This window comes from Granulicella rosea (assembly GCF_900188085.1).
In the GTDB taxonomy this organism is placed as follows: Bacteria; Acidobacteriota; Terriglobia; order Terriglobales; family Acidobacteriaceae; genus Edaphobacter; species Edaphobacter rosea.
On record NZ_FZOU01000003.1, the window covers coordinates 414,011 to 437,532 of the forward strand.

Annotated in this window: 22 protein-coding genes; 11 read left to right on the plus strand and 11 right to left on the minus strand. The window is 62.8% G+C overall.

Going from position 1 to position 23,522, the window contains the following annotated elements; translation table 11 throughout:
* Positions 1–479: 479 nt before the first annotated feature.
* The 4 genes from CHB87_RS11120 to CHB87_RS11135 are packed head-to-tail and all read left to right on the plus strand — an operon-like array spanning position 480 to position 4,676.
* Positions 480–1,763, plus strand: a complete 1,284-nt coding sequence (locus CHB87_RS11120; RefSeq protein ID WP_089408491.1) for an MFS transporter — start codon at positions 480–482, stop codon at positions 1,761–1,763.
* On the plus strand, positions 1,760–2,902 hold the full coding sequence (locus CHB87_RS11125) for a metallophosphoesterase family protein (protein ID WP_089408492.1): 1,143 nt from the start codon (positions 1,760–1,762) through the stop codon (positions 2,900–2,902). Before CHB87_RS11120 ends, CHB87_RS11125 begins: the two co-directional genes overlap by 4 nt.
* 14 nt (positions 2,903–2,916) lie before the next feature.
* A complete protein-coding gene (locus CHB87_RS11130; protein WP_425432475.1) occupies positions 2,917–4,206 on the plus strand; it encodes an arsenic transporter in 1,290 nt (429 codons plus the stop codon).
* Positions 4,207–4,223: 17 nt separating this feature from the next.
* The gene (locus tag CHB87_RS11135) at positions 4,224–4,676 is read left to right on the plus strand and encodes a DMT family transporter (RefSeq protein ID WP_089408494.1); all 453 of its coding nucleotides are present in this window, start codon (positions 4,224–4,226) and stop codon (positions 4,674–4,676) included.
* A gap of 72 nt (positions 4,677–4,748) precedes the next feature.
* Here the strand turns inward: CHB87_RS11135 and CHB87_RS11140 are convergent, their stop codons facing one another.
* From CHB87_RS11140 to mutS, 3 genes are read right to left on the minus strand one after another with little or no spacing between them, the layout of a single operon-like run.
* On the minus strand, positions 4,749–6,275 hold the full coding sequence (locus CHB87_RS11140; protein ID WP_089408495.1) for an ABC transporter substrate-binding protein: 1,527 nt from the start codon (positions 6,273–6,275) through the stop codon (positions 4,749–4,751).
* Positions 6,268–7,434, minus strand: coding sequence for an anhydro-N-acetylmuramic acid kinase (locus tag CHB87_RS11145; protein WP_089408496.1), 1,167 nt, complete (start codon positions 7,432–7,434; stop codon positions 6,268–6,270). The genes CHB87_RS11140 and CHB87_RS11145 overlap by 8 nt, the downstream gene beginning before the upstream one ends.
* On the minus strand, positions 7,431–10,109 hold the full coding sequence (gene mutS / locus CHB87_RS11150; RefSeq protein ID WP_089408497.1) for a DNA mismatch repair protein MutS: 2,679 nt from the start codon (positions 10,107–10,109) through the stop codon (positions 7,431–7,433). The genes CHB87_RS11145 and mutS overlap by 4 nt, the downstream gene beginning before the upstream one ends.
* Before the next feature lie 72 nt (positions 10,110–10,181).
* Here mutS and CHB87_RS11155 point away from each other — a divergent pair, with 72 nt between their 5' ends.
* The 3 genes from CHB87_RS11155 to hemA all read left to right on the plus strand — a co-directional run bounded on the left by CHB87_RS11155 (position 10,182) and on the right by hemA (position 12,596).
* Positions 10,182–10,409: a hypothetical protein gene (locus CHB87_RS11155; protein WP_089408498.1), complete on the plus strand. Its 228-nt coding sequence runs from the start codon at positions 10,182–10,184 to the stop codon at positions 10,407–10,409.
* A gap of 175 nt (positions 10,410–10,584) precedes the next feature.
* Positions 10,585–11,376 carry a cytochrome c biogenesis protein CcsA gene (gene ccsA / locus CHB87_RS11160; protein WP_342743559.1) on the plus strand — a complete coding sequence of 264 codons (792 nt, stop codon included), beginning with the start codon at positions 10,585–10,587 and terminating at the stop codon, positions 11,374–11,376.
* A complete protein-coding gene (gene hemA, locus CHB87_RS11165; protein WP_089408500.1) occupies positions 11,373–12,596 on the plus strand; it encodes a glutamyl-tRNA reductase in 1,224 nt (407 codons plus the stop codon). Before ccsA ends, hemA begins: the two co-directional genes overlap by 4 nt.
* A 24-nt stretch (positions 12,597–12,620) precedes the next feature.
* Here hemA and CHB87_RS21890 read toward each other — a convergent pair whose 3' ends face one another.
* Positions 12,621–12,944, minus strand: coding sequence for a hypothetical protein (locus tag CHB87_RS21890; protein WP_142988307.1), 324 nt, complete (start codon positions 12,942–12,944; stop codon positions 12,621–12,623).
* 38 nt (positions 12,945–12,982) lie between these two features.
* Here CHB87_RS21890 and hemC point away from each other — a divergent pair, with 38 nt between their 5' ends.
* Positions 12,983–13,936, plus strand: a complete 954-nt coding sequence (hemC, locus tag CHB87_RS11170; RefSeq protein WP_089408501.1) for a hydroxymethylbilane synthase — start codon at positions 12,983–12,985, stop codon at positions 13,934–13,936.
* On the opposite strand, the gene CHB87_RS11175 is transcribed toward hemC, so the two are convergent.
* Both CHB87_RS11175 and CHB87_RS11180 read right to left on the minus strand, forming a co-directional pair.
* On the minus strand, positions 13,933–14,715 hold the full coding sequence (locus CHB87_RS11175) for a DUF1223 domain-containing protein (RefSeq protein WP_089408502.1): 783 nt from the start codon (positions 14,713–14,715) through the stop codon (positions 13,933–13,935). The two genes, hemC and CHB87_RS11175, sit on opposite strands and share 4 nt — an antisense overlap.
* A 47-nt stretch (positions 14,716–14,762) precedes the next feature.
* Positions 14,763–15,257: a heme-degrading domain-containing protein gene (locus CHB87_RS11180; RefSeq protein WP_089408503.1), complete on the minus strand. Its 495-nt coding sequence runs from the start codon at positions 15,255–15,257 to the stop codon at positions 14,763–14,765.
* 95 nt (positions 15,258–15,352) lie between these two features.
* Between CHB87_RS11180 and CHB87_RS11185 the strand changes: the two genes are divergently transcribed.
* Positions 15,353–16,654 (plus strand): Hsp70 family protein, encoded by a 1,302-nt coding sequence (locus CHB87_RS11185; RefSeq protein ID WP_089408504.1) that lies wholly within the window; start codon positions 15,353–15,355, stop codon positions 16,652–16,654.
* Here CHB87_RS11185 and CHB87_RS11190 read toward each other — a convergent pair.
* The 3 genes from CHB87_RS11190 to CHB87_RS11200 are packed head-to-tail and all read right to left on the minus strand — an operon-like array spanning position 16,646 to position 19,925.
* Entirely contained in the window at positions 16,646–18,352 is a 1,707-nt protein-coding gene (locus CHB87_RS11190; protein WP_089408505.1) for a methyl-accepting chemotaxis protein, read from the minus strand. The two genes, CHB87_RS11185 and CHB87_RS11190, sit on opposite strands and share 9 nt — an antisense overlap.
* Positions 18,352–18,771, minus strand: a complete 420-nt coding sequence (locus CHB87_RS11195; protein ID WP_089408506.1) for a type 2 periplasmic-binding domain-containing protein — start codon at positions 18,769–18,771, stop codon at positions 18,352–18,354. The genes CHB87_RS11190 and CHB87_RS11195 overlap by 1 nt, the downstream gene beginning before the upstream one ends.
* A gap of 17 nt (positions 18,772–18,788) precedes the next feature.
* Positions 18,789–19,925 carry a hypothetical protein gene (locus CHB87_RS11200; protein WP_142988308.1) on the minus strand — a complete coding sequence of 379 codons (1,137 nt, stop codon included), beginning with the start codon at positions 19,923–19,925 and terminating at the stop codon, positions 18,789–18,791.
* A gap of 88 nt (positions 19,926–20,013) precedes the next feature.
* Here CHB87_RS11200 and CHB87_RS11205 point away from each other — a divergent pair, with 88 nt between their 5' ends.
* Positions 20,014–20,793: a uroporphyrinogen-III synthase gene (locus tag CHB87_RS11205; protein ID WP_089408662.1), complete on the plus strand. Its 780-nt coding sequence runs from the start codon at positions 20,014–20,016 to the stop codon at positions 20,791–20,793.
* Between the two features lie 4 nt (positions 20,794–20,797).
* On the opposite strand, the gene nth is transcribed toward CHB87_RS11205, so the two are convergent.
* Positions 20,798–21,607 carry an endonuclease III gene (gene nth, locus CHB87_RS11210; RefSeq protein WP_089408508.1) on the minus strand — a complete coding sequence of 270 codons (810 nt, stop codon included), beginning with the start codon at positions 21,605–21,607 and terminating at the stop codon, positions 20,798–20,800.
* Between the two features lie 80 nt (positions 21,608–21,687).
* Positions 21,688–22,590 (minus strand): chlorite dismutase family protein, encoded by a 903-nt coding sequence (locus CHB87_RS11215; RefSeq protein WP_089408509.1) that lies wholly within the window; start codon positions 22,588–22,590, stop codon positions 21,688–21,690.
* Between the two features lie 83 nt (positions 22,591–22,673).
* On the opposite strand from CHB87_RS11215, the gene CHB87_RS11220 reads away from it, so the two are divergent.
* Positions 22,674–23,303, plus strand: coding sequence for a DedA family protein (locus tag CHB87_RS11220; RefSeq protein ID WP_089408510.1), 630 nt, complete (start codon positions 22,674–22,676; stop codon positions 23,301–23,303).
* Positions 23,304–23,522: the final 219 nt, after the last annotated feature.

The window sequence follows — 23,522 nt, forward strand, 5'->3', positions numbered from 1 at the left end:
TCGTTATGATATGCAACTGACCGGCCAATGGTGATCCGCCCGATTCTGATCGCTATTCTGCAGATCGGATGCAAAGACATCGACCCTTGGGAAACGATCTGTACGCAATCCGCACAGACAGGTGAGCGGATTGCGGCCGGCGCATGGCGCTCCAGAAGTCTCCAATCCGCCAAATGTAAGGCGATTGCGGGGATTCGGCGGTTTCGAAGAATGGCACGTCGCTTGCCCTAGAACGCGTAGAGGTATTGCCGATGCACATTCGATCTTTCTCTGAAAGTCGCCGGTTTGAGACTAATGGGCTGCCAGTTCGATGCGCCATACTCCAACTGCATCGAACCCCTTACCAAGAGAAAAAGAAACTACGTTATGCCGCCTCCGAAGAAGGCGGCGATGTGAAGCACCATGGTTCACTCCAGCTTGAGAGTGGCCGCAAGAACCTTCAACTCAAAAGCGCTTAGTCGCCGGAAAAATTGTCACCGATGGTCAACGTGATGGAAATCGATCCGAGCAAGAAAAGAAGTATCCACGCCCTTGAGGCGACGAACTTCTTTCTTGCCGACGTGCAAACCGGCCTTGGGCCGTTTCTCGCGGCCTACCTGGCGGGCGACGGTTGGGAGCCGGGGCGCGTGGGGTTGGCGTTGACGATCGGCGGCATCATCACCGTCGTTCTGCAGGCTCCGGCTGGCGCCATCGTCGATCAAGTCAGGTCAAAGAGAACGATTCTCGTATTGGCCTCAGCCGTTCTCGATGTGGGAGCGGTCCTGCTCAGCATGACGTCCGCGCCCTGGACCGTGTACACATCTCAAGCGCTCATAGGAGGTGCAGGTCCGTTCCTTGGACCGACGCTCGCCGCGGTCACCATGGGAATGGTTGGCGTGACCTTCTTCGATCGCCAGTTTGGGAAAAACCAGTCCTTCAACTCGGCGGGCAACGTGGCGTGCGCGCTTCTGATTGCCGGCATCAGCCACTTCTTCGGCAACCGATCCATCTTCATCACGGCTGCGTTGCTGACCCTTCCCACGATGCTCGCGATTCGAGCGATGAAGAGCAAGGACATCGACTACGACCTCGCCCGTGGCGGAGCGATCCAGGTCGATGGGAAGGAAGTCGCTGCGCGAGTCTCCGTGATGAAGACCTTGCTTGGAGATCGGACTCTTCTGCTCTTTTTAGCCTGTGCTTTCCTCTTCCACTTTGCGAATGCGGCGATGTTGCCGCAACTCGGCGAGATGCTGTCGCATGGTTCGCGGGCCTCCGCTGCTCCGTTTATGTCGGCCTGCATCGTCGTGACGCAGGTCGTTATCATGTGCTTCGCCCCGGCGATCGGGCGATTCGCCAACCTGCATGGCCGGAAGCCGTTGCTGATGATCGGCTTTGGCGTCCTTCCGATCCGCGCACTGCTTTATACCCTGACCCACAACACGGAGAGCCTGATCGCGATCCAACTCCTCGACGGCGTTGCGAACGCAATCTTTGGTGTCGTCTCGATCCTCGTGGTGGCGGACAGAACACGCGCCACGGGCCGCTTCAATCTCGTTCAAGGCGGCCTGGCAACGGCCGTCGGCCTCGGCGCAGCTCTCAGCACGACGTTCGGCGGCAAGCTGATTCAGCACTTCAGCTACCGCGTCTCTTTCCTGTCTCTGGCAGCGATCGCCGTACTGGCGTTCGCTTTGCTGTGGACGGCGATTCCAGAGACTTTGACGAACGAGAATGAACCGGACAAAGACACATCTTCCCCAGTCACTCCCCAGGAGATCTCAGCATGAACGCACGCGCATCGAAACGTCCATTTCAACCAAACTCGCCCGACGCCGCCGGTGTCGTAAGCTGGGTTCACTTTGGCGATCTCCACATGACCAGGGCCGGTGAGCGGAACCATCTCGACCTGGCGGAGATCGTGACTGAGGTCAATCGAGCCTTCGCCGATTCGGTGAGCTTCGTCTTCCTGCCTGGAGATGTAGCCGATGACGGCAGCCGCGCGGCCTACGCGGTGGTGCGCGGCGAACTGGACCGCCTCCATATACCGTGGTGCGCCATCATCGGCGACCACGATGTTCATGAGAGGAGCTTCGCCAACTTCAAGGAGGCGATGTCGGAAGAAACTCACTATGCCTTCACGGTGGGAGACACCCGATTCCTGGCGATGAACGCCTTCGACGTACCTGACCCTCCTTCCTTCACGGTGTCGGAAGAGCAACTAACGTGGGCAGAGAATGAGTTGATACAAGCTACGAAGAACGGCCAGACCAAAGTGATCCTGTTGCACTGCTACCCCAGCGATCTGAAGGTCGGCGGAGAGGAGGTAAGCCGTCTCGTCCGCGATTACGATGTTCGCCTGGTCGATATGGGCCACACGCACTACAACGAGATCGCCAACGATGGCCGGACACTCTACTCCGCCACCCGCTCGACGGGACAGATCGAAGAGGGACCAGTGGGCTATTCAGTTACCAGCATCGATGGCAACGGAGTGAGCTGGCGATTCGTGGAGTTGGGTGATTTGCCTGTTGCCATCATTACGTCGCCCAGTGATGAGCGGCTTCTGACCCAGTCCACCGAGAGACCGCAGGATGCCTTGAAGGTTCGCGCGAAGTTCTGGGGTGAGGTCGAAGCCTTAGAGGCGACAGCCCACCTGGACGGCCAGACGCACCCGATGAAGCGCGTCGGCGACAGCCACGTGTGGGAGGCGGACTTGCCGACTCCGAGTGACGGAACCCACCCTTTGCAGGTGTCCTTCAAGGATGCGCAGGGAAGAGGAGCGAGCGATGAGATTCGGCTCGCGATCGGTCAGCGCGCGGAACGCAGATCCGAGCAGCGCGATCAGGACAATACACTGGAGGCATGGCCGGAGCATGGTCTGCTCGGAACACAGCTCGGACCCAACAAGAACGGGAAGAAGTGGTAGTGATTTCCATGGACATGGCACACGTTGTTCTACCTCTGATCGTCGCCGTCAGCATTGCACTGATGCTGACGCGCCCGCGTGGAATCCCGGAGGTCTGGTGGATCTCCGGCGGCGCCTTGATCCTGATCGTTCTTCGTCTCGTGCCGCTGAAGCTGGCCGGACAGGCAATCGCCAAGGGCAGCGACGTCTACTTGTTCCTCATCGGCATGATGCTCTTGAGCGAACTGGCGCGGGAGCAAGGTGTCTTCGACTGGGTAGCCTCTGTAGCAGTGCGCGGAGCCAAAGGCAGTTGCTCGCGTCTCTTCCTGTTGGTCTATGGAGTCGGAACGCTGGTGACGATCTTCATGTCGAACGACGCCACCGCTGTCGTCTTGACGCCGGCCATTCTGACGGCGGTGCGCAAGGCGAAGGTCTCACCGCTTCCGTACCTGTTCGTCTGCGCCTTGATCGCGAACGCCGCGAGCTTCGTCCTCCCGATCTCGAATCCAGCCAACCTGGTTGTCTTCCACACCGGGATGCCTCCGTTGGGAACATGGCTGGCAGACTTCGGTATTCCGTCACTGTTCTCGATCCTCGTGACATTCTTCGTCATGCGTTTCATGTTTCGAGAAGACCTCTGCAAGAGCATCGAATGCGACGTGGAAGACGCGAGGCTGAGCGGCAACGGCAAGCTGGTTCTTGCAGGGCTCGCGCTGATGATTGCCGTGCTTCTGACGGCCTCCGCGTTAAAGAAGGATCTGGGTCTGCCGACCTGCCTCGCGGCTCTGCTCATCACCGCCGTCGTCTCGATCAAGGCAGGAAGCAATCCCACCAGGCTGGCCCGCGAGATTAGCTGGTCAACGCTTCTGCTCGTCGCTGGCCTTTTTGTCATGGTCGATGCGGTCGAGAGTCAGGGGGCGTTGAACCTGACCCAGCAGTGGCTCGCCTGGGCATCGCATTTGGGCCAGAATCTTGGCGCGCTCGTCGTAGGCTTCGTTGTAGGCATTGCAAACAACATGGTGAACAATCTCCCCCTAGGCCTTATCGCGGGCGGCACAATTCAAGCGGCTCACGCGAAGGGACTGATCGCCAACGCTGTTCTGATCGGCGTGGACCTTGGCCCCAATCTTTCGGTCACTGGATCTCTCGCTACAATTCTGTGGCTTCTCGCGCTTCGCAAGGAATCTGGCGAAGACACAGGCGGAGAGAAGATCGATGTGAGCTTTTGGAAGTTTTTGAAGGTCGGCGCCGTCGCCATGCCTGTGGCGCTCTTTGCCGCGCTTGGCGGAGCGATCCTGATGAACGTGCTCGTCGGAAGACACTAAACCCAGAGGAGAGTCTTATGAATGCGAACGCCGGATGGATCATCCCATTCATCATCATCGGAGGTGCGCTCCAGAGTTGCGGGGCGGCCATGAACGGCCAACTCAACAAGCATGTCGTGAACCCGTGGCTTGCGTCCGCCATCTCCTTTGCCCTGATTACCTTCTTCTTCGCGGGCGCTTCGTTGATCCACCCTCACCCGCTGCCGACTCAAAAGGACTTGGCGGAGATGCCGTGGTGGGCTGTTGTCGGTGGTCTTGTAGGGGCAGTACAGGTCTATGCCGGCCTGACGCTGGTCAACAAAGTGGGGGCCGGGCCGTTCGTAGGGTTTACCGTGACGGCCGCGCTGATCGGCTCACTTTTGATCGATCACTTCGGCTGGTTCAGAATGCAACCCCACCCACTGAACGCCGGCCGCATCGCAGGCGGTCTCCTCCTGGTTGGAGGCATCAGCCTGATTGCAAAATTCTGAAGTGCCGAGGAGCGGTGAATAAACAAGTCCATGCTTTGAGACGGCGCGACTTCAGTCCCACCGTAGGCTGCCTTACTTCAACTCCGCGGTGCGAAGAAAATCGTAGCTGCCCGACCCGCTCGCGACGATCTTCGTAACCCGCTGCGTATGAACGATCTCGTTGTTCGGAAACCAGAGCGGAATCCCCGGTACATCCTCCGCCAGAATCTTCTGCGCGTCGACGAAATACCCCTTGCGCGTGGACTCCTCGGAGCTGTTGGCCGCGGCCGTCAGGTCGGCGTCGAGTTTCGGATTGCTGTAGCGTCCACGGTTGCCGCCCTTCGGCGGAAAACGGTCCGAGCCGTACGCATAGCGAAAGATATCCGGATCCTCATTCGAGCCGATCCACTTCAGCGAATAGATCTGGAAGACGCCGCGCGTCACATCCGAATAAAAAGTGCCGAACTCCGCCGAGCGCAGCGTCAACCGGATGCCAGCCGCGCGAAGCTGCTGCTGCAGCACGATGGCGAGCAGTCGCGTCGTCTCGTCGGTCGAGATCTTGATCTCAAGCCCCAGCCGGACGCCGTCCTTGCCGACAGGGAATCCGGCCTCATCGAGCAGCCGGGCGGCGCGCGCCAGATCCTGTGGATAGCGCGCGAGCGTCTCCGGCCTTGCCTCCGCCCAGTGGCCAGGCGGCAGCAGGGTCGTCGCCAGACGCGCCTGATCGCGCCACACGGCCCGGACGATCGCCGTCCGGTCCATGGCGCAGGCGATGGCCTGCCGTACGCGCCGATCGCGCAGCGGCCCCTGGGTCACGTTGAAGTTCAGGTAGTAGACGGTCGATCCCGGCCCAGCCTCGACCGCCAGCCCCGGTGCATGCTCCAGCGTATGCACCATATCGAGCGTCAGCACGTTGCTCGCAATGTCCGCGGAACCCTTTTTCAGCTCCAGCGCCGCCGTCACCGCATCCGGTACGACCGAGAACAGTACGCGTTCAAGCTTCGGGGTGCCGGCCCAGTACCGGTCGTTGCGGTCGAGGACGACCTCCTTATCCTGCTCCGCGCTCTCGAACCGGAATGGCCCCGAGCCGATCGGATGCTGGCCCAAGTCCCTACCCGAGCCGCGCGGTACGACGCCGAAGAGACCGTCCGACAGGTTGAAAAGAAGGCTCGCGTCCGGCCGCTTCATATGGATGACAACGGTGAGGGGATCGCGCGCCTCGACGCTCGCGACCGCCGAAAAGGCGCCGCCCTTCGAGGTGATCAGGCTGCCGTCGATCAGGCTTTCGATCGTCCACACCACATCGGCGGCGGCGAGCGGCTGGCCGTTGTGGAAGTACACGTCGCTGCGCAGGTGGAAGATCCAGGTCAGTGGGTCGGGCTGCTCCCAGCGCGTGGCGAGCCAGGGCTGCATCTCGAAGTGCTCGTCTTTGCGGACCAGCGGATCGAAGACGAGCGAGCCGATACGTTCGGATTGGGCATCGGTGCCGAGACGCAGGTCCAGATTGTTCGGGCTGGATTCAACGATCATGACGACCGTCCGGCCGTTCTCGGGCGCGGAGCGACAGCTTGCCAGCGGCAGGCAGCCGAGCAGCCCCGTCGCCGCCAGCAGCCTACGCATGGGTGATCTTCCCCAGAATGACAGGGCGTCCGGCGCCCGTGGCGGAAGGGATATTTCCCGGTAGACGATGCCAGCTCAGCCACGCAAGCAAAGCGAAGGCGACTGCCTCTTTCGCTTCAGATGGAAGTCCTATCTCATCTGATAGCAACATTTTAACACCTTGTTTTTCAAGCAATAAGCGAAGTTGCTTGAGGAGGAACGAGTTCTGCGTTCCGCCACCGGTCGCGATCATCTCGATCGGCCCGTCGCCAAGGTGTGGCCGGCAGAAGCGCGCGCAGGCGTCCGCGATCGAGGTTGCCGTGAGCGTGGTAGCCGCGGCGACGATGTCGGCTTTTTTTGCGCCGCGAGCCTGAAGCCGCACTATGAAGTCGTCGACAAAGGCGGCGCCGAACTCCTCGCGCCCGCAGGACTTCGGCGGAGCTGCGGCGAAGAATGGGTGGTCGAGCGCGATGCTCAGAGGCTCGCCGCGTGCCGCCGTCTGGCCGCCGCAGTCGTACGCGCGGCCGTAGAGGCGATGCATGACGGCGTCGATCACCATGTTTGCCGGGCCGGTGTCGAAAGCCAGTATGCGGTCGATGCCGGCTCCTGCCGGAATGGCGGTCACGTTAGCGATCCCACCCAGATTCAGCAGGATACGGTGGCTCTTCCTGGACCGAAAGAGCGTATAGTCGAGCATCGGGACCAGCGGCGCGCCCTGTCCGCCGGCCGCGAGATCGGCGGGCCGCAGGTCGCTGACGACCGGGATGCGCAGCCGCTCGGCGATCACCGACGCCTCGCCGATCTGCCACGTAGTGCGGACCGGCGCGCCGCAGAACTCCTGTGCGGTCGCTTGATGGTAGATTGTCTGGCCGTGGCAGCCGATAAGATCGGGCTGAATGCCGCTGGCGGCGACCGTGTCGGCGACGCAATCCGCATACACCTCGCCGAGCCGCCAGTTCAGGCGTGCAAGGTCGGCTGCGGAGATGCTCTTGGCGTCCATCGCACGCAGCACCGCCTCTCGTATGGCTGCGTCATACGGGAACTGCCGATGCGTCAGCAGGGCGAGCTTCGGCGTGCCGCCGACCTTCTTCGGGGGGGATATCCGCACCAGCGCCACGTCGACCCCATCGGCCGAGGTGCCGCTCATCACGCCTGCGACGACGAGGGATTTAAGCTTCATGCCGCGCCCGCCTTCAACTCGCGCTTCAGTTCGGCCAGCAGATTCAACGCCTCAAGCGGTGTGAGGGAGTCGATCTGGGCCTCGTCGATGCGGTCGACAATGCGCTGCGAAAGCGGCGTGAACATCGTCAACTGCAGCGCGCCGCTGGCTTCGGCCTCACTTCGTCTTCCACGCTTATCCTGCTCAATCTGCTGCACTTCTGCCTTCTCGTGGATGCGCAGCACCTCGCGCGCTCGACCGATCACAGCCTGCGGAAGACCCGCCAGCCGTGCGACTTCGATGCCGTAGCTCTTGTTTGCCGCGCCCGTCTCGACGGTGTGGAGGAAGACGATGCCGCCATTGGTCTCCTTCACCGTGACGCGGACGTTTTTCAGTCGCGCCAGCCGGTCGGCCAAGAGAGTGAGCTCATGGTAATGGGTGGCGAAGAGTGTTCGGGCGCCGATGCGTTCATGCAGATGTTCGACGGTAGCCCATGCGAGCGAAAGTCCATCGTATGTTGCAGTTCCACGCCCCATCTCATCCAACAGTACAAGGCTTTTTGCAGTGGCTGTGTTCAGGATGGCGGCGGTCTCGGTCATCTCCACCATAAACGTCGAGCGGCCGCGCGCCACGTTGTCGCTGGCGCCGATGCGGGTGAAGATGCGGTCGACCAGGCCGAGGCGCATCCGCTCCGCCGGGACGAATGAGCCGCACTGCGCCATGACGACCAGCAGCGCGGCCATGCGGAGATAGGTGCTCTTGCCGCCCATATTCGGGCCGGTCATCAGCAGAACCGCCGGGCCGGGGTCGGCGGCGTCCAGATACAGCGAGTTGGGGACGAAGCGGCCCGCGCCGGACTCCTCCATGCGCCGCTCGACCACCGGGTGGCGCGCGTGGATGAACTCGAGGACGGAGGTGGTATCGATCTGCGGGCGTACCCAGCCGCGCAGTGCGGCCAGTTGGGCGAAGCTGGCGAGCAGGTCGATCTCGGCGACTCGGCGTGCGGTCTCGCGCATCCGCCCCGCGGAATCAAGCAGTTGGCGGCGCAGCTCGGAGAAAAGGCGGCGCTCGATCTCGCCCGACCGTTCCTGCGCGGTCAGTATCTTCTGCTCGTAGTCCTTCAATTCGGGGGTGGTGAAGCGTTCGGCGTTCACCAGCGTCTGCTTGCGTTCGTAATCGCCCGGGACAGACCTGGCGTTCGCCTTCGTGATCTCGAGGTAGTAACCGAAGACGGAGTTGAACCGGACTTTGAGCGATCCGATGCCGGTGCGGGCGCGTTCGCGTTCCTCGATGGCGACCAGCGCCTGCCGGCCGGACTTTGACAGCTCGCGAAGTTCGTCCAGTTCGGCGTTCACCCCTGAACGGATGACGCCGCCGTCGGCGAAGGAGATGGGCGGTTCGTCGACGATGGCGGCCACGATCATCGTGTGCAGATCTTCGAGTGGGTCGAGCGCGGCGTAAAGTTCCTGCCAGCGAGCGGCGGTCATGTCGCCGACGGCTCGGCGGAGGGCTGGCAGACAGCCGAGGGTGCCGGCCAGCGCCATCACCTCGCGCGGTCCGGCGGAGTCCATCGCCACGCGGCCAAGCAGCCGTTCGAGGTCAAGTACCCCGTCCATGGAGCGGCGGATCGCCTCGCGGCGGCGCAGATCGCCAGCCGCTTCGGCGACGGATTCGAGGCGCGCCTCGATTTCCACAACTTCCACAGCAGGACGGAGAAGCGTGGCCCGGAGCAGTCGTTTGCCCATCGGCGTGCAGCAGCAATCCATCGTGTAAAACAACGTGGTTTGGCTGGATTCTCCTGAAAACAAAGGTTCTACGAGTTCCAGATTGCGCACGCTGACGGCGTCGAGTTCGAGGTTTCCGGACCGCTCGTAGTAGCGGACACCTTCGATATGTTCCAGAGCGCCCTGTTTGGTTGCCTTCAGATAGTGAACGAGTCCGCCTGCGGCGATGGCTGCGGCCTCGTGTCCGCCGAGGCCGAGGCCGTCGAGCGAGTGGACGCGGAAGTGGCTGCGCAGAAGCGGCAGGGCGTGCTCGGCGGTGAGAACCCAGTCGTCGACCGGGGTCTTGGTGCGAATCGCGTCGAGTCCGCCGGTCTCCTCTGCTGCGCCATCGAGCCGGGCCTGCGCGCCGAGCAGCCCGGCGTTCGCGTAGATCATCTCGACCGGGCGGATGCGTCCGATCTCGTCGACAGCCTGCGCCCAGGCGGCTGGGCCGGAGAACTCGGTGGCGCGGAACTCGCCTGTGGATAAATCGATGACGGAGAGCCCGACGAGACCGCCTTTGAGCGCGACCAGCGAGGCGAGCCAGCAGGATTCGCCGGCGGCGAGGCCGGGGTCGACGGCGGTGCCGGGCGTCAAAACGCGGGTGACCTCGCGCCGGACGATGGTCTTGGTCGTCTTGGGATCTTCCATCTGCTCGCAGAGCGCGATGCGGTAGCCCTTGCGCAGCAGACGGTGGATGTAGTTTTCGGCGGCGTGGTAGGGAACGCCGCACATGGGCTGCTTCTTTTCGCGGTCGCGGGCGGTCAGCGTCAGTTGCAGCTCGCGGCTTGCGACGATGGCGTCCTCGTAAAAGAGCTCGTAGAAGTCGCCGATGCGGCAGAACATGAGGCAGTCGGGGTGCTGCTGCTTGGCGGCGAAGTACTGCCGCATCACCGGGGTCAACTGCGCTTCGCTGGGGAGTTCGTTTGCCATCGCTCGAATCGTCAGAATACCGTAACGTGGGCCGGTGCAATACACTCATGGTCGAAGGATTGAGGTGAAGCGATGGAGTTTCCGATGAGCGCGGAGGAGTTCGCCGCGAAGGCGAAGCAGTTGGCCGAGACACAGGGCATCACGCTGACAGGGAATCAGGGCAAGATCTCGAGGTCGGGTGTGACGGCGAGTTACCTGTATGAGGCGGGCAAGTTGAAGGTAGAGATCCTCGAAAAGCCGTTTTTTGTGTCCACCGATTATTGCGAAGAGCAGTTGAGGAACTGGATTCAGAAGTCTTAGCTAACCTGTTCATTTCAATGAGCAGGTTAGCCTGTTAGGCGGATCGTACTCTCGCGATGGCCTCACTGCGTTGGGCGATCACGGGCGCCCCGAGTTGTGCAGACTATATACTGAAGTGTCTGCCGAAATATCGGCGCACCTCAACGCAATGTCTCTCTTCTGGCTCCGAGTCGCGGTGTTTTTGTACGGTGCTTCCGCTCTGGCGGTGCTGCCTGCGGCTCTGTACGACCGGCCGCGGTGGCGGCACATTGCGATTCCGACGACGGTTGCGGCGCTGCTGTTTCACTTCGTCTCGTTGGCGGAGATGCTGCGCGACGCGCACCACAGCCTGCCGGTGGACGCACACGAGACGCAGACGCTGCTTGCGCTGCTGCTGACGGCCGGGTTCCTCGCGGTTTATGCCCGGTATAAGACCGTCGCGCCGGGTGTCTTTCTGCTGCCGGTGACGTTTCTGCTCTGCCTTGGCCCGGCGTTCCGGCCGAGCAAGGAGTTGCTCGCGCCTCTGCTTCAGACCGGCTGGATCTTCCTGCACATCGCTCTGCTGCTGGCGGCGTATGCAGCGCTGCTGGTCAGCCTGATCGCCAGCCTGCTGTACCTGATTCAGGAGCGACGGCTGAAGACGAAGTTCAAGGCTGCAAAATCGAGCGGGATCACGTTGCCGCCGCTCGACACCATCGACCAGATCGCGCTGAAGTCGCTGCTCTTCGGTCTGCCTTGCATGACGGCGGGATTGCTGATCGGCTCGCTGCTGGCCGAGCAGACCGTCGGGCCGAGCTACTTTCTCGATCCCAAGGTGCTGCTCTCGTTCGCGATGTGGCTGGCGTATGTGGGTATGATCTTCATCCGGCGGCACTCCGGCCTGCGCGGTCGCCGTGCGGTCTATCTTTCGAGCTTTGTCTTCTTTGTCGTCGTCACGGTTTGGGCGGCGAACCTGTTTTCTTCCGTTCACAGGTTCGGTGCGCCATGAAGCTTGTGCTGCTGGGCGTCAACCACAACACCGCGCCGATCGACGTGCGCGAACGGCTCGCCATTCCCGCCGGTCGGCTGGCGGACGCGACGCGGACGCTGGCGCATCAGCCGGGAATCCGCGAGGGGCTGATTCTATCGACCTGCAACCGCGTCGAGCTGTTGACCGTGCAGGAGAGTGACGCCGCTCAAAACTCCGACCTGCTGCGGTTTCTGGATGAGTACTTTGCCGTTCCCGCGTCGACGATTCAGCCGCATCTGTATGAGTTTCGCGAGCGTGAGGCGGTCAGGCATCTCTTCCGCGTGGCCAGCTCGCTGGACTCGATGGTGGTCGGCGAGCCCCAAATCCTCGGACAAGTCAAAGAGTCGTATACGGTCGCGCGCGAGGTGGGCGCGGTCTCGGGAACGCTTGAAGGGCTGCTGCAGCGTGCGTTTACTGTGGCCAAGAAAGTTCGGAGCGAGACGCAGATCGGCAGCTCTTCGGTTTCGATCGCGAGTGTGGCTGTCGACCTGGCGCGGAAGATCTTCGGCTCGCTGGCCGGCAAGCAGGTGCTGCTGGTGGGTGCGGGCAAGATGTCGGAGCTGGCGGCGCGACACCTGATCCAGCAGGGCGCGGCGTCGATCCTGGTGGCGAACCGGACGCCGGAGCGCGCGCGGAAGATCGTCGCGCAGTTCTCCGGGCCGGGACTTTCGAGCGAGGTCATCCCGTTCGAGGAGCTCTACGCGCAGGCGCATCGCGCGGATATTGTCATCACCTCGACCGGCGCGCCGCAGCAGTTGTTCGGCCGCGCGCATGGGCAGCAGTTTATCCAGAAGCGTCGCGGCAAGCCGATGTTCTTCATCGACATCGCCGTTCCGCGCGACGTCGATCCGAAGATGAACGAGGTCGAGGGCTGCTTCGTCTACGACATCGACGACCTGCAGCAGGTTGCGGCGGCGAACCTGGCCGACCGGGGTCGCGAGGCCGCCGCGGCCGAAGACATCGTCAGCTCAGAGGTAGACCGGTACCAGCAGCGGATTCAATCGCTGGGCGCAGTGCCGGCGATCCGGGCTCTGCAGCAGTCGGCCGAGGAGATGCGGCAGGCGGAGCTGGCGCGGGTGGCGACGAAGCTCGCCGGGCTAACGCCGGAGCAGCAGGCGGCGGTCGATGCGTTGACGCGATCGATTACGGCGAAGCTGCTGCATCCGCAGTTGGTGGCGCTGCGAGAGAAGCCGGAGTGAATCTGGAGTTCTGGCTGGCCCCACTCAGTCAACAGAGATCAGAGTGTAAATGGGATCTGGTCCATACGGATTGAGCGAGAAAGAATGCTTAAATCCCTGTCGGGCAAGACTTTCTTTCTGCTCGTTGTATAGCGCCTGAGCAGAGTCGAAAGTAGTGAAAGTTTCGCTGGATAAGACTCTTTGACCCAAGATATATTTCTTTACAGAGCTGTCCCACCAACCGTGAAATTGCTCGACGAAATAAACGTTCATCCCATTTTCGGTTTTTGAAGTGAGATATAGTGCTTCGCCTTCGCCGTCTAGGCGCGAAGCATCGGGTGTTGATGTTTTATATAGAGTCTCCTGCATGGCGAGATTCTATCCGCATCCCGTATCCTTGAAAAGACATGACGACTATTCGCATCGGGTCCCGAGGGTCCCAACTCGCACTTTGGCAGGCGAATCATATCGCCGCCCAGCTTCGCAACGCCGGCCACGCGGTCGAGATCGAGGTCATCCGCACGACGGGCGACCGGATGCAGCAGCCGGGGTTCGTGGTTCCGGCAGGGCTGGATGGCAAGGGCGTCTTCACCAAGGAGATCGAGGAGGCGCTGGCGGCTGGGCGTATCGATCTGGCGGTCCACAGTTATAAGGATCTGCCGACGGCGATCGATCCCCGCTTTACGATCGCCGCCGTTCCGCCGCGTGCGGATGCCCGCGACGCCTTCGTCTGCGAGCCTTACTGGGCGCTGCATACGCTGCCTTACAACGGGCGGATTGGGACGACCAGCCCTCGGCGGCGAGCGCAGTTGCTGGCGCTGCGGCCGGATCTGCAGTTCGTCGAGCTGCGCGGCAATGTGGATACGCGGCTGGCGAAGCTGGACAAGGGCGAGTGCGACGCGCTGGTGCTGGCGTGCGCGGGGCTCGACCGGCTGGAGCGGGCGGAGAGCGTGCATCAGCGGTTCGATATCGAGGAGCTGACGCCGGCGCCGGGGCAGGGCGCGCTGGCGCTCGAGACCCGCAACCCGAAGCATCCGTTGACGGGGGATATCGACGCGGGGCGCGATGCGGAGATCTTCGCGGCGGTCTCGAAGCTGGATGACTGGGAGACGCGCTTCTGTACGGATGCCGAGCGGGCGTTTCTGGCGGCGATGGGCGGCGGCTGCGAGCTGCCGCTGGGCGCGCACTGCCTTGTGGAGTCGGGTCGCTGGCGGATGTTTGCGCAGGTGCTGTCGCCCGATGGGGAGCAGATGGTGCAGGTTTCGACCGAGGCCAGCCCAAGCGATCAGGCGGAGACGATCGGCGAGTGGTGCGCGAAGCATCTGAAGGAGCGCGGGGCGCTGGAGCTGCTGGCTGGTTAGCCGATCGGCCTGGCATCCGCGTCCAGCACACGGCCTTGTCCCGCAATCTGCAAGAAGAGGATGAGGTGATGGCCCGGAGTTCCAAGCAGATTGGCGGGCAGAGCGACGCTTGCGCTTTGCGCGCCGGAGCTCGTCGCCTTGCCGATCCGGGTGAGGGTGCGTGCGACGGAGACATGGGCCAGGGTGCGGCCTGAGTTTTCGCCGCGCTGCACACTGGATTGATCCGTATCGTCGGTCAGTACGGCGATGATCTCAGCCCCCTTTGTCTCACCGGCGGTGGCGTAAGCGATCTGGAGGCGGTTGCCTTCGGGATTCGCGTTGAGGATGCGGATGGAAGCCGGCGAGTTCTGTTGACCGGCCTTGCGAATCGCCCGTTCGACGCCGGCGCGGTCGCTGCCGACGACCTGCTCGATGCCTCCGATGACCATCTGCGGAGTGTAGGCGCTATCGAGCCGTAGCTTTTCGGTGTAGGCGGCCTGCCGTTGGGTATAGGTCTCGGCGGAGAACGGGTCGGTCCAGCCCAGTGAGTTCCAGTAGGTGACGTGCTCGCTGAGGACGATCAGGCGTTGACCGTTCGCGGCATGCGCGCCGTTCAACTGGCGCAACAGTGCGTCGGCGGGCGGACAACTGGAGCATCCCTCCGAGGTAAAGAGTTCGACGAGGATCGCGCTGCGATCGCGCGGCTCCTGGGTGGGCGTCGCCGTGGTTTGAGCACTCAGGAGCATTAATCCCGCGGCAAGCAGGACGGCGATCGTGGCGAAGGCTGTGTAGATGCGCATATGGACCTGCGCCTGAGACTTGGCCTATCGCGGAAAGGTTACAGACCTTACTCTTCGAGGGCGACGTCCTTCCGCGGCACGTTCAACATGCTGGCGAGGGCTTCGACGACCAGGTTGTGATCGTCGCGCTGGGGCAGCCCGCTGGCGACGACGGAGCCGATCAGCCCTGTGCCGCGCAGCCGGATGGGGAAGCCGCCGCCATGTGTGGCATAGTCGGCGAGCGCAAGGCCCTGGCGTGCTTCGAGCGTCGTGCCGGCCAGGTCGAGCTCGCGGCCTACCGCGTAGGAGCTTTTGCCGAAGCGCATGACGGTGTTGCGTTTGCGGCGAATCCAGTCCTGCATGCCGGTGGTGGCGCCGTCGGTCACGGCGGCGAAGAGCGTCAGGCCGGCGACCTGGATCTCGAAGGCCATGCCAGCATTCAGCGCGACGGCGGCGTCTCGCAGCCGGCTGCCCAACTCCCATGCCTGTTCGGCGGAGAAGCGCTCGAAGCGCAGGCGCAGCTCCTGCATCTTCATCCGTTCGATATCCGTTTCAAGACTCATGGCCGAACCCCTCCTGTTACGGTACACCGGCTTGCTCTCGCAAATGTTGATGGCTAAGCCGCACGGGGCGCCGCTCTGCGAAATAATAGGTCTTCATGCCTTCGGCTTTCCAATCTGCACCGTCCTCTATCGGTATCGACTTCGGCACGACGAACAGCTCGGTCGCGCGCGCGATTGCGCCAAACCGCGTCGAGCTGGTGCGCTTCTCGAACGACTCGTTCAGTTCGCGGTCGTTGCTGTATCTGGAAAAACATGCGAGCCGCATCCAGTCTTTCAGCGGGCCGGAGGCGATCGCGCAGTATCTTGCGGCGCATGCTGAAGGCGACCGGCCGGGCCGGCTCATCCAGTCGCTGAAGTCTTACCTGCCGAGCAAGACGCTGAGCGGCACGGAGGTCTTCGGCCGACGGTACACGCTCGAGGATCTGATCTCGCGCATCCTGAAGGATCTGCGTCTGCGAGCCGAGAAGCAGTTCGGCCAGCCGGTGCTGCATGCGACGGTCGGCCGCCCGGTGCGCTTCGTCGGCGCGGAGACCGAGGAGGATGAGGCCTACGCGCTGACGCGGCTGCGCGCGGCGTTCGTGCAGGCGGGCTTCGAGTCGGTGGAGTTCGAGTACGAGCCGGTGGCCGCGGCCTACGCCTACCAGGCGACGCTCGACCGCGAGGAGACGATCCTGATCGGCGACTTCGGCGGCGGCACGAGCGACTTTTCCATCCTGCAGGTCGGCGGCGCGCGGCCGACGAAGGTGATTGCGACGGCTGGTCTTGGGCTGGCGGGCGATGCGTTCGACGCGAAGATCGTGCGGCATCTGGTCTCGCCGGCTCTCGGGTCGGACTCGCAGGCGAGGGGATTGAACAAGCTGCTGCCGGCGGTTCCGGCGTGGATCTACGCCAATCTGGAGCGGTGGCACTATCTTTCGTTTTTGAAGACGCGCAACGTGCTGGAGATTCTGACCAGCGCGCAGAAGCGAGGGCTGGAGCCCGAGAAGATCGAGGCGCTGCAGAGCGTGATCGACGAGGATCTGGGCTATCCGCTGCACCAGGCCGTGCAGAGGACGAAGATCGATCTTTCGCGGAGCGAGGCGGCCGTGTTTCAGTTCGGCGGACCGCAGCTTGGGCGCAGCTTTTCGACGGTCGACATCGGGCCGATTCCCGTAACGCGCGCGCAGTTCGAGGACTGGATTGCGCCGGAGCTCGAGCAGATCGCGGAGACGGTCGACGGGCTGCTGACCTCGACCGGCGTCGCCGCGCAGGCGATCGACCGGGTCTTTCTGACCGGCGGCACGAGCTTCGTTCCAGCGGTGCGGGCGATCTTCGCTTCGCGGTTTGGCGAAGATCGCGTGGTGGCCGGGGATGAGTTCACCTCGGTCGCGCAGGGGCTGGCGCTGCGGTCAGTTTGAGTAGGCCGAGGCGCGGACCGGCGCCGGGGTGACCGGGCGTGGCGAGCGGTAGTTGGTCGCGGGCTGCGGCGTGTCGAGTTGGAACTTCGAGATGAGCGTGCGCAGATTGGCGGCAAGCGCGGAGAGCTCGCCGGCGGCGTTGGCCGACTGCTGCGCGCCGGCGGCGGACTGGCGCGTGATGGTCGCGATGCGGGCGATGTTCTCGTTCACCTGCGCGGCGGAGGTCGCCTGCTGACTGGTGGCGCTGGCGACGCGGGTGATCATGTCCGCGCCCTGTTCGACGGCCTCGATGATCTTCTGGAGCGAGTCGCCCGTGGTGGTTGCGGCCTCGACGCCGAGCTGCACCTGCACCTGGCTGCGGCGCATGGTGGTGACGGCGTCGTCGGTGCCTCGCTGCAGCAGGTTCATGACCTCGCCGATCTGCAGCGTGGCCTGGCCGGTGCGCTCGGCCAGCCCGCGCACTTCGCCGGCGACGACGGCGAATCCGCGGCCATGTTCGCCGGCGCGAGCGGCCTCGATGGCGGCGTTCAGCGCCAGCAGGTTGGTCTGGTTGGCGATGTCGTGGATGACGCCGACGATCTTGCCGATCTCGGTGGAGCGCTGGCCGAGTTCTGTGATCTGGCCGGCGGTCTCTTCGACCGAGGCGGCGACGTCGCGCATGGTGGAGAGCGTCTCCTGCACGGCGTGGCCGCTGTTGCGCGCGGTGGCGGCGGCGTGGCGGGCCTTCTCGGCCGCGGCCTGCGAGCTGCGGTTTACCTCGCCGACGCTGGCCGACATCTCCTCCATCGCCATGGCGATCTGCATGGTCTCCTGCTGCTGGGTGTCGGCGCGGTTGGACATCTGGATAGACGAGGCGGCGATCTCGGAGGTGGCGCTCGAAAGCTGCACGGTGCTCGTGGCGACCTCCTGCAGGATGCTCTGAAGCTGGTCGACGAAGAGGTTGAATGAGGCGCCGACCTGCGCGAGCTCGTCGTCGCCTTCGACGCGGAGCCGCTTGGTCAGGTCGCCGTCGCCCTCGGCGATGTCGCGCAGCCGGGCGGAGAGGCTCTTCACCGGACGGACGATCTGCCGCTCGATGAGCACGATCGAGAGCGCGGCCCAGATGGACGCGGCGAGGAAGACGATGATGCCGTACACCCGCTCATGCGCCGCCATGTCGGCCATGCCATGAAGCTCCTCGCGAAAGTCCGAGGAGACATCGAGGCTGACCTTGTGAAGCAGGTCGGCGATATCGCGGTTCTCCTTCGCCAGGCGCGCGACGTTGGCGAGCGTCTCCGGGGTGGCGGCGTCGGGATTCTTCATCAGCGCGGGATAGGTCTGTTCGGCCAGACGGCGCAAATCGGTCATCAGGGCGATGGCCTGGTCGGCCAGCGCAAGCCGAACCGGGTCGTTGTGTGTCTGACGCCGGACCTCGGCGAGATCCGCCAGCACGTGCTCTTCGTCCTCGGCTGCCGCGGCGATTCCGCTCTGATCTTGCAGGACGACGGCGTCCTGATAATGCTTGACGACGCGCTGAAAGAGGATCTCCGCCTCCTGGCTGCTGAGCGCGGCGGGGAATAACTCGTCCGACGCCTGCTGCGAGTAAGTCGTGGTCTTCGAGATATTCCAGTTCATCGTGCCGAGCAGAAATAAGTAGCCTAGAAGCAATAAGCTCAGGACGGTGAGTATCTTCGATCGAACGTCGAGATTTCTAATCATTACTTCACCGCCACGGTCGTAACGTTGTCATGAGGCGAGTTCTTGCTGACATAGCCGATGGCTCCGGGCGTGCTGGCGACGTAGGCGACCATGGCTGCGTCCGAATCCGTGTTCTTCGGCATGGAGGCGACGCCGGTGAAGACCAGGCTGCGCCATACGGTGCGAAAGCTGCTATCGACCTTGCCGACATACTCGGCGAGAAAGTCGTCATGCTCCGGACCGCTGCGCAGCAGCACCGGCACGGCGGTAACGCCGTTTTTGAAGCGCGTGCTGCTGCCGAGAAAGATGCCGCGCAGATCGCTTATGCCTATCTCCTCCACCTTCGCGGAGCGATTGGCGATGATGATGATCTTCTGGGCTCGGAGCGACGGCGCTCCACACAGCAGCAGTAACGGTATGAACAGGTAGCGTACTTTCATCGGATCCTCCCCCTTTCCTAAAAGCTGAATCCCAGTTTGGCGACGGCGAGATTGGTGCGTGGTCTTACGCCGTCGGGATTGTCGTCGGGATAATATCCGAGCGCTGTTCCATGTAAGAAGTGTGTTTCGACCTTGGCATAAAAATTCTGATTGAAATCGTATCGCCCGGATAGGACAAGATCCTTCGAGTTATTCGATGCGTAACTCGCCATTCCTGGAGCATAGAGATAATGGCTGTAGTAAGCGCCTATCTGCAGCTTCGTATTTACCCGATAGGAGAACATGGCGTACCACGCTTTAAGGTCGTAGGTCGTCTTCACATCGGACGAGCTGATATTGAAGAGTGCATGGTTAATCGAACGGCGATACTCGCCCGCGGCATAGTACCGTCCCGCTTCGAGCTTGCCATAGTAGGCAGGCGCGTAGGACTTGATATCGGCTGTTCCATTCTCCGCCTTGGCATGAGTGTGAACATAAAGAAAGCTCGAGCCGAGCATCAGCGATTTGATGGGCGTCTGCCAGCGAAAGTCGGCGCCCCCCTGCTTCGCGGGCAGATCGTTGTCGAAGACGAGGCCGGTCTGGTCGTATATCTGTTCGCCGAACCCACCCGTTACAGGGAGATTGTTTGTGCCGCCGTAGGCGCGGTAACTGAGTTTGCCGCCCTTCTGGCCCAATGGCGTCGTGCCGTAGACATCGCCGCCATAGTGCGAGAGGAAGAAGTTGCGATTGTCGTTTGCGTAAATCGACTGCGGCAGCAGAGCCCAAAGCAACACGGGGTCGATATCCTGCGTGTCGTTGAAGAGGCCAAGCGGCGTCTTGACCTTGCCCGCGCGCAGGCCGAAATAAGGATTGACCTGGTAGTCGCCCAGCGCCCAGTCGATGGTTGGATAATTGCTCCCAAGATCGCTCAGTTCGTAATAATGAAGCTGGATGCCGATGCGCAGCTTGGGCGCGGGACGGTCGGTGATGCTGACAGCCGCCTCGGTCCAGTCCACCGACGCGGTGTTCGTGCCGCTCACCAGGTAGTTGTTATCCTTGCTGTACAGCAGCCCCTGGGTAACAAAGCCATGGACCTGCACGTGCTCTTCGTCCTGTGCGAAGACCGGCACGACGCCAAGGCAGAGCAGGAGCCACACCAGATATCTGAAGGTCATCGAATCCATCCTTACCGTGCTTATCGGCAGAGGGCGCGGATTCAACACCAAAGTCATGTGGCTCACCCGGAAGTACAATCATCAGGACATGAGACCGCATCTCCCACTCGATGGCGTCCGCATCCTGATCACGCGGACCAGGCAGCAGGCGTCGGAGTTGGCGGCGCAGCTTGAAAGCCGCGGCGCTCAGACGCTGCCGATCCCGACGATCGAGCTTGCCGAGCCTGCCTCATGGCAGGCGATGGACGCCGCGCTGGCGGATCTGCCGCGCTTCGACTGGGTGGTCTTCACGTCGGCCAACGCGGTGAAGAGCTTCTGCGAACGGAGGGAGCAGGTGGGGGCGTCCGGCTCCCTGCCGCGTGTCGCGGTGGTTGGACCGGCGACGGCGAAGGCGGCGCTCGCCTGCGGGCTGGAGGTCGATCTGATGCCCGCTCAGTATGTGGCGGAGGCGCTGCTGGCGGAGCTGGCGCCGCAGGTCGTCGCGGGCAGTCGCGTGCTGCTGGCGCGAGCGTCCGAGGCGCGCGATGTGCTGCCCGAAGGACTCGCCGCCGCCGGTGCGACGGTGACCATTGCCGACGCGTATCGCAACGTCGTGCCGCAGGGTGCGGCGGAGGCGCTTGCCTCGGCTCTGCATGACGCGGCGAGGCGGCCGCATGCGATCACCTTCACCAGCTCGTCGACTGCAACGCATCTGTTTGCGCTGCTTGAGATGGCAGGGCTCGCGCTCGATCCTTCGATCCTCATCGCGTCCATCGGGCCGGTGACCTCGCGGACGCTGACGGAGCTGGGGCATCCGCCGCAGATCGAGGCAGGGCAGGCGACGATTGCCGGTCTGGTCGATGCGCTGACGACTTACTTCGTGGAGTAAGTCGCTACCAGGAGCTCCATGTCTTATCGCCGGAGTTGCAGATCTTTTCAAGCGTGCAGTCCACGCAGCGCGGGTTGCGCGCGATGCAGACCTGGCGGCCGTGGTGGATCAGCTCGTGCGAGAAGTTGATCCAGCGATCCTGAGGGACGATCTTCTGCAGGTCCAGTTCGATCTTCTCGGGCGTGGTGCTTTTGGTCAGTTCGAGACGCTGCGAGATGCGCGAGACATGTGTATCCACGACAACGCCCGAGGGTATGCCGAACCACGAACCGAGCACGACGTTCGCCGTCTTGCGCGCCACGCCGGGGAGCAGGATGAGCTCTTCGATCGTCTCGGGCACCTTGCCTTTGAACTGGTCGACGAGCACCTGCGCGGCGGCCTTGATGTTCTTCGCCTTCGCCCGGTAGAAGCCGGTGGAGTGGATAATGCGTTCTATCTCCAGCAACGGCGCGGCGGCAAGGGCCTTCGGTGTTGGGTAGAAGTCGAAGAGCTCGGGCGTTACCTTGTTCACGTTGACGTCGGTTGTCTGGGCGGAGAGCGCTGTGGCGATGACCAGCTCGAAGGCGTTGCGGTGCGTGAGCGCGCAGACTACGCCGGGATAAGTCTTGGCCAGAGCGTCGAGGATGGCGGCGACGCGCTCCTTCGAGGTGGGCTTGATGGTGCGGCCGCGCTTGGTTTTGCTGGTGGGTTCGGAGGCGGCGATCTTGCGGGCCTTCGCGGCGGGCACGCCTTCGATGGCCAGCTTGCGGGCCTTGGGCGAGAGCTTCTGTGGAGGCGTCAGGGCTTTGGCGGAGCGCTTCTTCGTTGCCATCATGGAAAGCCTATCGCAGATCAGTCGACCACGAAATAAGGGCGGCTCTTTGAGCCGCCCTCGGGTAGGTTGCTCGGACAGAGTTAGCCCAGCCGGTCGAGCATATCCATCGGCTGCAGGCGGACGCAGCTGAAGATCGGCGTGTCCTGCAGGGTGTAGAGGCTGATCTCGGTCTCGCGCAGTTGCTGGACGAGGTCGAGGAAGTCCTCGGGGAAGTTCGTCTCGAAGGCCACCACGAACTCCTGATCGTCGATGCCGAAGGAGTAGGTCGTATTGAGCTTCACGCGCGGGTACATCAGGCCAATGCGGATGTGCTCGTCCATCAGGCGCTTGCGCTCGGCGGCCGAGAGCAGGTACCACGGGCGCGTCTTCCAGAACGGGTAGATGAAGATGTACTTCTGTCCGCCGGGACGGATCGCGCCGCGGCCTTCGCCTTCGCTCTCGTCCGGGCGGTCGATCTGGTACTGGCTGCGCTTGGTCATGGCGAGGAAGTTGTGCGGGCTGGTGAGGTAGCCGCCGAGCGGTGTGCCCATCAGCTCCGAACGCATGGCGTTCAGCTCGTCGACCGCGTAGCCGATCGACCAGATGCACATGTCGACATCGCCGCGCGTGCCGATGGTCGAATACGTCAGCGAGAGGAACTCGCCCGGCTTATTCCACTTCTTCAGCACGTCGGCAAAGGCGGCCTTGTGCAGGGCCTTTTCGGCGGCGGGCAGCCGGCGCCATTCGGGCATCACCTTATAGAAGCTGAAGCAGACGATCTGGCGCTTGACGGGCGGCTTGGACGGATCGTGCGGGGCCGCGCCGTAGCTGGAGGCGGGGCGACCCGGCGGCGTTACCGGCGTGGAGACCGCGGTTGCCAGGTGCTCCAGCGCGACGCGGTGCTCGCCCGACGCGGCGCGGTCTTCGGCGGCGACGGCCGCCTGGGCTTCCTTGGTCTCAGCGGGATCGGGAAGTTCGTTCTTGAATGGGATGAACTCTGCCATCGGGGGTTGAATCTCCTGTCGTCTCTATGAATTCGATGCTAACAAAAGCCGGTTGGGAGCGGTTCTCGATATACTGAACGGAAATGTCTGAGAAAATTTTCGCTCTTGTCGTCAGTTTGATCGCTGCCGGTGGGTATGCCAGCGTAGTCGTCCTGATGGCGATCCAATCTGCCTGCATCCCGATCCCGTCCGAGGTGATTATGCCGCTGGCCGGGTACGCGCTGGCGCACTCGCAGTGGGATCTGATCCTGCTGGCGACGGCGGCTTCGCTGGCTTCGAACATCGGCTCGATCCCGGCGTACTGGGTGGGCGCGAGGGGCGGGCGGCCGATGGTCGAGCGCTACGGAAGCTACCTGCTGCTGAGCCGGCACGACCTCGACCGCGTGGACAGGTTCTTCGTCAAATTCGGCTCCTTCGCCGTGCTGATCGGCCGCATGCTGCCGATCGTCCGCACATTCATTGCGTTTCCGGCCGGCGTGGCGAAGATGAACCAGGTGCGGTTTCACGTGTATACGTTCATCGGGTCCTGGCCCTGGTGCTACGCGCTGGCATATGTAGGGATGCGTCTCGGCGCGAGCTGGAATACGAATCCTGAGTTCAAAGAGATCTTCCACCGGTTCCACCTTGGGGTGGAGGCGGTGATCGTGATCCTGTTCGTCGTCTTTGTTAAGTCGCACTGGAAGAACCGGATCCGCACCTCCGAGCCGGCTTAGGGAACCTCTGATTAAGATAGGTCCGGGCTTTAGCCCGGACAATAAGTTCCGCAGAGTCAGTGGGGCTTTAGCCCCTGGGATATGGGTTGCGGACTTAATCAGAGCGCCCTTAGAAGTAGATTTGTTCCACGATTGACAAGGACTCAACACCGATCTTGCCGATGCTGCCGATCTGAATCGGAGCTTTCGGTGAAGATCGGTGTTTGGCGTTTGTACGTT